The 11748-nt window shown below is 61.3% G+C and carries 12 protein-coding genes; 7 read left to right on the top strand and 5 right to left on the bottom strand.

Annotated features, from left to right (window positions below):
* Positions 1 to 71: 71 nt before the first annotated feature.
* Genes RIE53_11125 through RIE53_11115 form a run of 3 tightly spaced genes read left to right on the top strand, consistent with a single transcriptional unit; the run spans position 72 to position 2379 of the window.
* Positions 72 to 638 carry a nucleotide exchange factor GrpE gene (locus RIE53_11125; GenBank protein MEQ9105234.1) on the top strand — a complete coding sequence of 189 codons (567 nt, stop codon included), beginning with the start codon at positions 72 to 74 and terminating at the stop codon, positions 636 to 638.
* Positions 635 to 1804: a molecular chaperone DnaJ gene (gene dnaJ / locus RIE53_11120; GenBank protein ID MEQ9105233.1), complete on the top strand. Its 1170-nt coding sequence runs from the start codon at positions 635 to 637 to the stop codon at positions 1802 to 1804. The genes RIE53_11125 and dnaJ overlap by 4 nt, the downstream gene beginning before the upstream one ends.
* A complete protein-coding gene (locus tag RIE53_11115) occupies positions 1801 to 2379 on the top strand; it encodes a flavin reductase family protein (protein ID MEQ9105232.1) in 579 nt (192 codons plus the stop codon). The genes dnaJ and RIE53_11115 overlap by 4 nt, the downstream gene beginning before the upstream one ends.
* Here the strand turns inward: RIE53_11115 and RIE53_11110 are convergent.
* From RIE53_11110 to RIE53_11100, 3 genes are read right to left on the bottom strand one after another with little or no spacing between them, the layout of a single operon-like run.
* A complete protein-coding gene (locus RIE53_11110; GenBank protein MEQ9105231.1) occupies positions 2307 to 3137 on the bottom strand; it encodes a TIGR02757 family protein in 831 nt (276 codons plus the stop codon). The two genes, RIE53_11115 and RIE53_11110, sit on opposite strands and share 73 nt — an antisense overlap.
* A gap of 4 nt (positions 3138 to 3141) precedes the next feature.
* A complete protein-coding gene (locus RIE53_11105) occupies positions 3142 to 4116 on the bottom strand; it encodes a threo-3-hydroxy-L-aspartate ammonia-lyase (GenBank protein MEQ9105230.1) in 975 nt (324 codons plus the stop codon).
* Between the two features lie 9 nt (positions 4117 to 4125).
* Positions 4126 to 4431 (bottom strand): DUF4342 domain-containing protein, encoded by a 306-nt coding sequence (locus tag RIE53_11100; protein MEQ9105229.1) that lies wholly within the window; start codon positions 4429 to 4431, stop codon positions 4126 to 4128.
* Between the two features lie 317 nt (positions 4432 to 4748).
* On the opposite strand from RIE53_11100, the gene RIE53_11095 reads away from it, so the two are divergent.
* The 4 genes from RIE53_11095 to RIE53_11080 all read left to right on the top strand — a co-directional run bounded on the left by RIE53_11095 (position 4749) and on the right by RIE53_11080 (position 9773).
* Positions 4749 to 5135 carry a hypothetical protein gene (locus tag RIE53_11095; GenBank protein MEQ9105228.1) on the top strand — a complete coding sequence of 129 codons (387 nt, stop codon included), beginning with the start codon at positions 4749 to 4751 and terminating at the stop codon, positions 5133 to 5135.
* A gap of 213 nt (positions 5136 to 5348) precedes the next feature.
* Entirely contained in the window at positions 5349 to 5771 is a 423-nt protein-coding gene (locus tag RIE53_11090; GenBank protein ID MEQ9105227.1) for a hypothetical protein, read from the top strand.
* 8 nt (positions 5772 to 5779) lie between these two features.
* On the top strand, positions 5780 to 7132 hold the full coding sequence (locus RIE53_11085) for a type II secretion system F family protein (GenBank protein ID MEQ9105226.1): 1353 nt from the start codon (positions 5780 to 5782) through the stop codon (positions 7130 to 7132).
* Between the two features lie 4 nt (positions 7133 to 7136).
* Positions 7137 to 9773, top strand: coding sequence for a GspE/PulE family protein (locus RIE53_11080; GenBank protein ID MEQ9105225.1), 2637 nt, complete (start codon positions 7137 to 7139; stop codon positions 9771 to 9773).
* An 18-nt stretch (positions 9774 to 9791) separates the two neighbouring features.
* Here the strand turns inward: RIE53_11080 and RIE53_11075 are convergent, their stop codons facing one another.
* On the bottom strand, positions 9792 to 10904 hold the full coding sequence (locus RIE53_11075) for a DegT/DnrJ/EryC1/StrS family aminotransferase (protein ID MEQ9105224.1): 1113 nt from the start codon (positions 10902 to 10904) through the stop codon (positions 9792 to 9794).
* Positions 10888 to 11634: a DapH/DapD/GlmU-related protein gene (locus RIE53_11070; protein MEQ9105223.1), complete on the bottom strand. Its 747-nt coding sequence runs from the start codon at positions 11632 to 11634 to the stop codon at positions 10888 to 10890. Before RIE53_11070 ends, RIE53_11075 begins: the two co-directional genes overlap by 17 nt.
* Positions 11635 to 11748 lie beyond the last annotated feature (114 nt).

The following is an 11748-nucleotide window of genomic DNA, read 5'->3' as shown; positions in this document are numbered from 1 at the left end:
AACAAGGCAGCACCTGAGAAGACAGGTCCACCCTGAAAACAGGCCCAAGTGGTATGACACAGAATCCATCCGTGAATGATTCCGCGGAAAACACGCCCGCAGCCGGCGAGCAGGACGCGGACATGGTCCTCCAAGCCATCGATGAACTGGCCGACCGCGCCAAGGAGATCGATGAGTTGAAAACCGAGCTGGAGGCTGCGAACGACCAGTGGAAACGCACGGCCGCCGAGTTCCAGAACTACCGCCGTCGGACGGAGCAGGAGAAGGCGCAGATGGTCACGTTCGGCAAGAGCCTGGTGGTCGGCCAATTGCTGGACATCGTGGATGACTTCCAGCGATCGCTTGAAGCCACGGACAAGGCGGAGGCGGAGACCGATACCGAGCTTTCACCGGCGTATCGTTCACTGAAGAGCGGTGTTGAACTGGTGTACCAGAAGTTGATGGATGAACTCTCCAAGCTCGGCGTGGAAGCCATTGAGGCGGAAGGCGAGGCCTTCGACGAGGACATGCACGAGGCACTCATGCAGCAACCGGCTCCGGACGGCGTGGAGGAAGGCACCGTCCTGGCGGTTGTCCAGACCGGATACCGCATGGGTGACCGTGTCCTGCGCCACGCGAAAGTAGTGGTGGCCAACTGATGCGGGACTACTACGAAATCCTCGGTGTCGGTCGCGATGCCGGTGCCGACGAACTGAAGAAGGCCTACCGGAAGCTGGCCCTGAAGTACCATCCGGACCGGAACCAGGGCAATCCGGAGGCCGAGGAAAAATTCAAGGAGGCGGCCGAGGCCTACGAGGTGCTCTCGAACCCCGAAAAGCGCCAACGCTATAACCAGTTCGGGCACGCCGGCGTGCGTGGCAACGGAGCGGGCGGTCAGCAGGGCTTCCAGGACATCAATGACATCTTCAGTGCCTTCAGCGACATCTTCGGCAGCGGCGGCAGCATTTTCGATGAGGTATTCGGTGGTGGCGGCGGACGGCGTCGGGGCGCACGGGGGACCGGACGTCCGGGAAGCGATCTCCGGATAAAACTTCCGCTGACGCTCGAGGAGGTGGCCGAGGGGACCGAGAAGAAGATCAAGGTCCGCAAGTACATTGCCTGTGAAACGTGCGACGGTCAGGGCGCGCAGAATCCGGAGACGGATTTCGCGACCTGCAGCATGTGCCAGGGGGCGGGCGAAGTCCGGCAGGTCACCCGAAGCGTATTCGGACAGTTCGTGAACGTGCAGCCCTGCCCGACCTGCCGGGGAGAAGGCCGGACCATCAAGAAGCCGTGCGCTACGTGTGCGGGCGATGGCCGGGTGAAAGGGGAGGAGACCATTACCATCACGGTTCCGGCGGGTGTCGTGGAAGGACACTATCTGACCCTGCGGGGCGCCGGGAACGCGGGTCTGCGAAGCGGTCCCTCCGGCGACCTGCGCGTGGAAATCGAAGAGAAGCCCCACGAACACTTCACCCGCGACGGGCTCGACATCTACCACGAATTGTATCTGTCCATCCCCGATGCGGCGCTCGGCACCGAGGCGGAGGTCCCGACCCTGAAGGGCCGGGCGAAGCTCCAGATTGATCCCGGCGTGCAGTCGGGCAAGATCCTGCGGATGCGGGATCGGGGTATTCCGGATATCGAATCGGCCCGGCGGGGCGATCAGCTGGTCCGCATCCACGTGTGGACGCCGTTGTCCCTCAGTGAGGAGGAGCGCGCCATCCTGAAAAACCTCGCCCAGAGCGAGCATTTCCGGCCCGATCCGGAATCGCTCGGCGACCGCAAATCATTTTTCTCGCGCGTAAAGGACGTGTTCTCATGATTCCAGCCTCCCTGACCGGTGTCCCGCCATCGGCCTTCAAATGCGGATTCCGGCACGTCCCGACGGTGGTGACCGTTGTCCTGTTCGAACAGCCGGATCCGGACCTGCCCACCGGGATCACCATCGGCTCCTTTGTCAGCCTGTCCCTGGAGCCGCCGCTGGTGTGCTTCAACGTCATGAAGACGGCCCGCTCCCACCATGCCTTGGTGAACGGGGGCTCCTTCGTGGTGCATGTCCTCAGGGACGACCAGAGTGATCTGTCGGACCGGTTCGCCATGCCGCACTACACGTCGGTCGAGCAGACGGATGGCGTCCGCATGGTAGATGGGCCGTTCGGATATCCCGTTCTGGATGATGCGCTCGTCCGCTTCGATTGCCGGACGGAGGCCATCCACGATGCCGGCGACCACTCCATTGTCGTGGGATGCGTCGTGAACGTGCTCGAAGGGGGGGAAGGACGACCGGTGGTCTACCACCAGCGGGCCTACCACGCCATCGGCGATCATGTGGCCGATACGCGACTCCAGGAGAGCGATTCGCCCGACGAACCTACGCCGAAGAACGCAAAGTCGTAAGCGGCCGGGTCCTCGGGGCGGAGCTGGCGGCATATGGCAGTCAGTTCCTGCACGGACCGCCAGTCATTCTGCTTCCGGGCCAGAAGCCCCGCTTCGCGTGCCTGACGCCCGGAATGCACATCCAGCGGCAACCACAGGTCGGCAGGGGACAGCGTCGACCAGATGCCCAGATCCACCGGACCGGACCGGACCATCCAGCGCAGGAACATGACCAGGCGTTTGCAGGCCGATCCCGTCTCCGGTCGCGCCAGGTGCTTCCTCATGCGCTTGGGCCGCCCCGGCACGCCATCGAACAGGGCATGGGAAAAGGCCGAAAGGGCGGGCGTAAGGTCCTTCGGTCCAGAACCATCATCCAGAACGTCCATGCCCGTTCTGAAGAGGTTTTCCAGGGTCCTGTGCTCCCTTAATGCGGATTGGAGCGACAGACACAGTCCCATGGCATCGTCCGGATTGAACGTCCGGTGTACGAAGCCGTCCAGGGCCCTGGATGTCGGTCGAAGATCGCGGATGAATTGCGCGGGCCGGAAATCCATCCGTTCACAGAGATCGTTCAATTTGGCCAGCATGATGTCCCGCCGTCCCCAGGCCAGCAGCGCAGCCAACAGGCCAATGAGTTCCTGGTCGCGCGGATCATCGAAAGCGTGGGGTACCGATACCGGGTCGTCCTGGATGAACGACGCCTGTTCGAAACGGACAACGATGGGGTCCAGCCAGGCGCGAACCGCCGGGAGATCGGGTGGGGGCAGCGTTTCGGGCAAAGACTCAGGAGCTGAAAAGTTCACACGCCCGGGCGAGGTCCACGTTGCCGCCGCTGATGACAATGCCCACTTTCTTGCCCCGGATTTCCATTTTGCCTGAAAGCGCACCGGCGAGGGCCAGCACGCCGGTGGGTTCGACGACGAGTTTCATGCGCTCCCACAGGAAGCGCATGCCGTCGACCAGCTGGCTGTCAGAGACCGTGATCATGTCGTCCACGTGCGCCTGGATGAGCGGAAAAGTAATCTTCCCCAGGTACGGTGTGCGGGCGCCGTCCGCGATGGTGTCCGGATTGTGGACGCTTTGTAGCGTGCCGGTATAAAAGGAGCGGGTGGCGTCGTCCCCGGCCTCCGGTTCAACGCCGACCACCTTGCATTCCGGAGCCAGGGAGCGTGCGGCAATGGCGCAGCCGGACAGGAGGCCCCCGCCGCCACAACACACGAACAGATAGTCCAGGTGAGGAATGGCTTGCAGCAGCTCAAGGCCGACGGTGCCCTGACCGGCCACCACGTGTGGGTGGTCGTAGGGGGGGATGAGTGTGGCGCCGGATGCGGATTGGAGCTCGGCAGCCAGGTCTTCCCGGGTCGTCACCGTCTTGTCGTAGGTGACGATATCCGCACCGTAGCCCTTCGTGGCCGCTATTTTCACGGCGGGGGCATCAGAGGGCATGATGATGGTGGTCCGGATGCCCAGCAGGGAGCCGGCAAGCGCAATGGCTTGGGCATGGTTTCCAGACGAATAGGTGAGGACACCGCGCTCACGCTCGGCATCGGTAAGGCGGGACAGGGCGTTGCAGGCACCGCGGAACTTGAAGGCGCCCGTCCGCTGCAGGTTCTCACACTTCAGGAACAGGCTGGCGTCCGCGAGCGCATCCAACTGGCGCGATGTCATGACGGGCGTCCGGTGGGCGCGGCCGGACAGGATGTCGGCCGCGCCCAGGACGTCAGAGAACAGGACCGGAAGGGCAGGGGTCACTTCCACGGTGTGGCGTCAGGCCTTTGGATCTTCGTCCACAACCTCGACTTCCGCGATGACGCGCTCGACGACGACATCCACATCCGTCACGAGGGCAGCCAGTGCGCCAACGGCGGCCAGGACCGGCGTGAAGAAGATGGCCGCGGCCGCGCCGCCCACACCGACCGAGAGGGGCACCTCCATGAGCGTGCGACCATCCTTGCGGATGCTGACGCGGCGGGCATTGCCTTCCTCAATGACTTCCTTGACGTTGCTGACGAGATGTGTGCCTTTGACCTTCATCTCATCGATCGTGGTTTTCATGCGTTCCTTGTTGGTCATGGCGGGCCTCACGTGGCTTTTTCAGAAGTGGCGGCAAAAAAGTGCCGGGGGAAATTTAAGTCCCTTCGATATAACGCGATGATCACCCTTGTGTTGCGCAAGGTGCGGGACACACCCCCCGGCAAGCCGGGAATTTGTGCGGAAGATCACAAAGCAACTTAACACGATCTTCACAAACGAATTTCTTAAGGCCTACCCGGGGACGCCGATACGAGACGTGAAACACAACGTCAAACCGGCGTTCAGAAAAAGCAACAGACCATCCTTGAGGTACTACAATGGGTCAGCAGCAACTTCTTCTCCTCGTCCTTGGAATCGTGATCGTCGGCCTGGCCGTCGTCGTTGGAATCCAGGCATTCTCCGAAAACATGAAAAAGGCCAACTCCGATGCGCTCGTCAATGACGCCATCCGGATTGCCTCCGATGCACAGGCCTGGCGCCTGAAGCCGACCGCCTTCGGTGGTGGTGCCGGCAACGCAGCCGCTGACATGTGGGACGGCCTGACGCTTCCCAAGCTTGGATATACCGTGAACGGTGACGGCGCTTATGTCAACTTGAATGGCACGATCACCATGACCGAAGCCGCCGGCGTATTGACCATCACGGCCATCAACACGGAACAGGCGAATCAGGTGGTAGTCGCGGTAGACGGTACGGCACCGGGCGACATCACGACAACGGTATCGAACTACGTGGCTTCATAATAAGCCAACTTGAATACAGGCCCGTAAGCCTTGGGAAAAGGGGCGGCGCGAAAGCGCCGCCCCTTTTTTCTTTTGGGGCAATCGGAGGGTGCCGGTCATGCCGGGACCAGAGGGGAGGCGGACGACTTCGTATCAAAAAGATACAGCCCGGATTAAGTCATTCCGTGACAGGCCGATACGTTCAATGACCTTCATTCCCAATCCTGATTCATCATGGGTCAACAACAACTGCTCCTGCTGGTCCTCGGCATCATCATTGTCGGCGTTGCGATCATCGCCGGCATGTATGCCTGGGAAGACCAGAGCGCCAAGGTGATTGCCGACAACCTGGTGAACCGGAACCTCGAGATCGCCAACTCGGCGGTCTTCTGGAAGACCAAGCTGGATCCCTTCAATGGAGGCAACGCATCGTATGCCGGTCTGGCGGAGGATGGCATGGAGAAGCTCAGCATGAATGTGGAAACCAATTACGGCACGTTTGCCATTACGGCGGCCACCGCATCGACCGTTGAAATCACCGGGGTAAGCAAGCGCGACCCGAATATCGGCGCGCGGACCTTTGTGTCTGGTCACGCCATCAATCAGACCGACGTCAGCTTCACGGGCGGGATCACACTGGACGGAGAGGAGGACTGACCACGTACATGGCTGTAAAGGAATTCAGATTCAACGGGATAAACGGCACCGGTCAACCGGTCCAGGGAACGGTATTCGCCTCGAGCGAGAAGGCCGCCCGCAAACGGGTGGATTCGCTGGGCGAACGGCACGGATTCCGGCCGCAGGACATTGCGCAGCGGCAGACGTACATCTACAGGGTGCGTCATCCCAACGGAAAGCTCATAAACGGTGAGCAGAAGTCCTTTTCCGAGGATGAATTACGGTCGGCACTGGAAAAGATGGGCCTGGAGGTCCTGAAGATCCAGAAGAAATGGTTCGACTTCCAGCGCAAGCCCCCGCAGCAGGACCTCATCATGTTCGTACGCCTCTCGGCGAACCTGCTGAAGGAGAAGCTGCCCTTCGACGAAATCCTGAACCTGCTGGTGAACGACGTGTCGTCGAACAGCCTGAAGCAGGTCATCCGCGACTTGAACGGCGACCTGAAGGGAGGCATGGAAGCCCAGCAGGCGTTCATGAAGCAGCAGCACATGCTGGGCAAGTTTACGGCCTACATGCTGGGCATTGCCTCGCAGACGGGCAACATGTCCGAGATCTACGAAGCCACGGCCCGGTTCCTGGAGCGTCAGAACGAGTTCAAGAAGAGCACGAAGAGCGCCATGGTGACGCCGGCCATTACGATGGTCGTATTGATTGCCGCGTTCGTGTGGTACATCTGGTACATTTTCCCGGAGACGGCCGGTCTGTTCGCCGGATTCGGTATTGATCTTCCCCCCATGACCACCGCCACACTGGAATTCTCCGCGTGGATGGATGCCAACTGGATGTGGGTCATCGGGTCGTTTGTGAGCGTCGTTGTCGGGATAGTGGCCTTCGCGAAGTCGCAGCGGGGGGGCTTCCTCATCCATCAGTACATGATCCGGATTCCGGTCATCGGGTCGCTGCTGCACAAGTTGAACATCGAGATCTTCTGCCGCGTGTTTGCCGTGCTCTATTCCGGCTCGGGCGAGAACATTTCCGTCATCCGCATTGCCGCGGAGGCATCGGGCAACAAGTACATGGAACACCGGATAAAAACCATTACCATTCCGCTCATGGTGGCCCAGGGGGCCGACCTGGTGAAGGCCATGGAAGCGTCGGGCGTGTTTACGTCGATGTCCCTGGCACGCTTCCGGAGTGGATCGGAAACCGGCAACGTCCGGGCGGCGGCCCGCCAGATGGCGGACTACTATGAGAACGAAACCGGGCTCAAGCTGAAGTCCACGGTGGAGATGATCCAGACGGTCGTGGCCATGATCATCACGGTCGCCATCCTGGTCCTCACGGTACTTTCTTCGGAACTCGCTTTGGTTCAGCCATCTAGTACCGATATGATGAAGTAACCCCATGAAGGAAAGGGATCACATATCACCCCAGGACGACACGCTCCTGAACGACATCCTGTCGGAGCTGTCCACGCTCAGCGCGGATGAGTGGGCGGCTGCATTGGCCGAGGATCCCGAAACCGGTTCTGCGGCCGGTGGGGGACGTGCACCTGAATCCTACTCCATCGATCAGATCTACGGATTCGCCGAAGAGGAGATTTCCGGACGGATCGATGAAATGATCAGCGACGGGGAGTTGGACGCAGCCGTGACGGCCCACATGGCGTCAGATGCTCCTTTGGAGAATGATCTCGTGCCTGCGGCCGGTGTCATCAAGGATGAACTCGTGCTGAGCCTTCTCCGCGAAGAGATTGTCAACATCACGCAGGTATTCGATGCCCTGCGACTGCGCGAGGACGGGGAGGACCTGTGGCGGGTCCTGTGCAGGCTGGAAAGCACCGATCCGGAGCGCATCCGTGAAGCCGCTGCGGCTCACGCGGGCTATGCACTGGAGTCGTTCATCGGGGCACGCCCGACCGTGACGCTCATGGACCGCATCCAACAGGCCCTGCAGCGGGAAGACATTGTCCGCATGATCGAGGCGGGGCTCGTGCCGATTGACCAGATTGCGCAGGGCGGGTTGTTGCTGGCATCGTCCGATCCGACCTCTTCCGCAGCCCAGACCGCCTTGTTGGGCGCGCCCCTTGAAGTGGTCTGTGTATATACCCCGGAAGCCGAACTGGCCGAAGCCCTGGAGAATGTCCGGGCCTACTTCCGGATTGAAGAAGACGCCCCGGAAGGGGAAATCGCGCCTGAGCCGGCGGCTCCGATCGAGATCAAGCCGGTATCGGCGACCGATGTGCAGAAACGCGTGTCCAAGGATCGCGTGGTGAAAGCCCTGGTAGCCGAGAATCTGGTGACCGAGGAACAGGTTGCGGAAGCTGCCGCCATTCATGCGGCCGAGGCCGGTCGCGATGCGCTCTGGCGCGTGTTGGCCGACTTGCCGTCCGTGGACCGCCCGACGGTGTATGGCAAAGCCGCCGCCGTGTACGCATTCAAGCAGGAAACCCTGGTACCGGGGCGCCCCGACCACGATTTCGTGCGTTTGACCATGGAGACATTGGCCGAGCATCATCGCGAGGAGATGCTCGAAATGCTTTTGCTGCCGTTCGAGCATGCCCTGGATTTCGACACGGGCACGGGTCGCATGGTCTTCGTGACCCCCGACCCCACGCGGCCGGACGTGAACAAACTGTTGCATTCGCTGGATGTGGGTCGATTCGAGCTGCGCTATGCGCCCGAAACCGACATCGTGCGCCTCCTGGACGAGCTGTTTCCGCGCAAGAACGAATATCTGGAGCGCATAACGCAGGATACGCAGGCGTTTGACCTGGGCATGTCCTACGAGGAGACCGAGGACGTACTCGACGAGGAGGCCCTCGAGGCTGAAATGAGCCGCTCGAAGCTCATCAACCTGTTCGAGGCCGCGCTCATGGAATCGGTTCGCCGCAATGCGAGTGATATCCACATCTATCCGAATCAGAACCGGGCCGTCGAAATCCATTTCCGGACGGACGGACGGCTCAAGAAGTGGCACACCGAAGAGAAAGTGCATCCGGAGGCCTTCCTGGCCGTCGTCAAGGACAATTCCACGAACGTGGACCGGTTCGAGCGGGACATGGCCCAGGACGGGTTCATCCAGCGCGAAATTGACGGGGCGCTTATCCGGTTCCGCGTATCCATCCTGCCGATTGCCACGGCAAACCAGGAAATCCGCGCCGAGAGCATTGTCATCCGTATCCTGGATGACCGGAAGGTGCTGACCGATATCCGCAAACTGGGCATGCTGGACGTGGCCCTGGAGCGCTTCAACCGGGCCATCCGGCAGCCGCACGGCATGGTCATCCTGACGGGTCCCACGGGATCGGGCAAGTCGACCACGCTCGTGGCCGCGCTGCACCAGGTGGTGACGCCGGAAGTGAACGTACTGACCGTGGAAGACCCGGTCGAGTACATCATCAAGGGCGTGCGACAGATCAAACTCAGCCACAAATTGGACCTGGAAGGCGCTTTGCGCGCCATTCTCCGGCACGACCCGGACGTGGTCATGGTGGGTGAGATGCGCGACCGACAGACCGCCGAATTGGCGATCAAATTGGCCAACACCGGTCACCTTACGTTTTCAACGCTTCATACGAACGATGCACCCGCGGCCGTTTCACGGCTCTACAAGATGGGCATTGAGCCCTTCCTGATTGCGTATGCCATCAATCTGGTCGTGGCGCAGCGGCTCATCCGCGAGGTGTGCTCCGATTGCCGCAAGGTGGACCATGATCCCGATCTGGTGCTGCTGCGCTCGCTCGGGTTCACGGAAGACGACATTGCCGGGACCACCTTCTACCAGGCCGCGCATGGCGGCAAGTGCCAGAAGTGCGGAGGCAACGGATACAAAGGCCGGCGCGCCGTTTGTGAGACGTTGTACTTCTCGCGGGAAATCCGCCAGGAAATCGCCGAGTCGGCGGAAGCCATTGACGAAGACCGGATCCGCCAGCTGGCCGTCAAGGAGGGCATGCTGACGCTGCAGGACAGCGCGCGCGAACTGGTCAAAATGGGCGCGACGACCGTCGAGGAAATGCTCCGCGTGACCGCTACGGCTTGAACGATTCCGTACGGGATCTTACGCGGCCCCTATGCAGGCCGCAATCCGCTCCTGCATGTCCAGCGTGAGTTCGGTGTGCATGGGCAGCGAAAGCACTTCGGCTGCCGCCTTTTCGGTCTCTTCCAGGGCCTGGCGGGGCGGGGTGTCGACGTAAACCGGCAGCCGGTGGAGCGGCACCGGATAGTACACGGCCGACGGAATGCCGGCTTCGTCCAATTTGCGCTGAACGTCGTCCCGACCCCGACCAATCCGGATGGTGTACTGGTGGAAGACGTGGAGGGAGTGGGGCGAGCGGACGGGAATGGTCACACCCGGGATGCCGGACAACAACCGGTCGTAGATGTCTGCAGCAGCCCGACGCCGCTCGGTATATTCGTCCAGATGGCGCAGTTTCACGTCCAGGATGGCGGCTTGAAGGGCGTCGAGTCGGCTGTTGACCCCCACCACTTCATTGTGGTATTTCTTCCGGGATCCGTGGTTGGCAATGAGGCGCGCCCGTTCAATGAGCTCATCCGACTTCGATACCACGCCACCGCCGTCACCATAGCAACCCAGGTTCTTGGAGGGGAAGAATGACAGCGTGCCGAATGCGCCCCGGGTGCCCGCCGGATGACCGTTCCAGTCCGATCCGATGGCCTGGGCGGTGTCTTCAACGACCGGAATACCATGCTTCTCCGAGATGGCCATGATGGCATCCATGTCGGCGCACTGGCCGAACAGATGGACGGGTACGATGGCTCGCGTCCGCGGTGTAATGAGCTCCTCTATCCGGGCCGGGTCCATGGTGAAGCGGTCCGGTTCGATGTCGGCGAACACCGGTACGGCTCCCAACAGGGAGGCTGCTTCGGCCGTGGCCACGAACGTGAACGAAGGGTTGATGACTTCATCGCCGGGCTGGAGGCCCAGGGCCATCAAGGCAATCTGGAGCGCATCGGTGCCATTGGCGACACCCACTACATGGGCACCCAGGCGCTCGCCTAGCGCGTTTTCAAACGCGTCCAGTTCAGGACCCTTGATGAAGGATGTGTCGTCCAGGACCCGCTGGATGGCGGCATCGATTTCGGATTTCATGCGGTCGTACTGCGTGCGCAGGTCGACCATCTGGATTTCGGAATTACCAGTTCTGGGCATCGAGGCGTTGTTCAGGGGGGACAGGACGGACAGGTTTCGCGGGAATCCCCACGTGTATCATGCCGGGTTCGGCGTCTCGCGTCACGAGTGCCCCGGCCGCTATCAGGGCGTCTTCCCCGATGGTGATACCGGGCAGTGTAATGGCGCCCACGCCAATCCGGGCGCCTCGACGGACGGTCACTCCCTTGAAGTGCTTGAAGCGCTCTTCCGTGCGGCCCACGAAATTGTCGTTGGATGTGCGGACGCCCGGTGCAATGAACACGAAGTCCTCCAGCACGGAGTAGGCCGTGATGTAGGCATTCGTTTCCAGTTTGCAGCGGCGGCCGATGGTGCATTTGTTCTCGATGGCCACGCCCCGCCCCACGATGGTGCGCTCCCCGATGGTGACGTGCTCCCGGACCGTAGCACCGTCCGCCACGAGCACGCGGTCGGCCAATGTGCACCCCGCGTACAACACGACATTCGTTCCCACAATGCAGTGATCGCCGATCTCGGCACCGGGAAGCCGCTCGTCCGTCGTGACCGCGGAATTGGCGGCCCGCATGGGTTGTTTGCCGATGGATGCGCCGTCATCCACCCGGACCGACGCACCAATGCGCGTGCCGGACCGGAGGATGACATGATGGCCGATCTGGCAGTTCGGACCGACGTGCACGTCGGCCTCAATGACCACGTGGTGACCGAGGACGGTACCCGTGCCGATGTGGGCGGAGGGGTGGATGGATGACATGGAGTCGAATATACAAAAGAGGGGGGGGGGCGGGCGGGCCCCCCCCCCGATATAAAAAAAAAATTTCATGATTTAAGGGTTGAAAAAAAAAAAATATGTTTTTGCGGGTGTGAG

Source organism: Rhodothermales bacterium, from assembly GCA_040221055.1.
In the GTDB taxonomy this organism is placed as follows: Bacteria; Bacteroidota; Rhodothermia; order Rhodothermales; family UBA10348; genus 1-14-0-65-60-17.
This window is presented reverse-complemented; position numbering and strand designations above follow the sequence as displayed.

Excerpts from the sequence above, each read along its gene's own strand:
- RIE53_11115 (MEQ9105232.1), top strand. The coding sequence starts at position 1,801 with ATGATTCCAGCCTCCCTGACCGGTGTCCCGCCATCGGCCTTCAAATGC.
- RIE53_11100 (MEQ9105229.1), bottom strand. The coding sequence starts at position 4,431 with ATGACCAACAAGGAACGCATGAAAACCACGATCGATGAGATGAAGGTC.
- RIE53_11090 (MEQ9105227.1), top strand. The coding sequence starts at position 5,349 with ATGGGTCAACAACAACTGCTCCTGCTGGTCCTCGGCATCATCATTGTC.
- RIE53_11085 (MEQ9105226.1), top strand. The coding sequence starts at position 5,780 with ATGGCTGTAAAGGAATTCAGATTCAACGGGATAAACGGCACCGGTCAA.
- RIE53_11080 (MEQ9105225.1), top strand. The coding sequence starts at position 7,137 with ATGAAGGAAAGGGATCACATATCACCCCAGGACGACACGCTCCTGAAC.
- RIE53_11075 (MEQ9105224.1), bottom strand. The coding sequence starts at position 10,904 with ATGCCCAGAACTGGTAATTCCGAAATCCAGATGGTCGACCTGCGCACG.
- RIE53_11070 (MEQ9105223.1), bottom strand. The coding sequence starts at position 11,634 with ATGTCATCCATCCACCCCTCCGCCCACATCGGCACGGGTACCGTCCTC.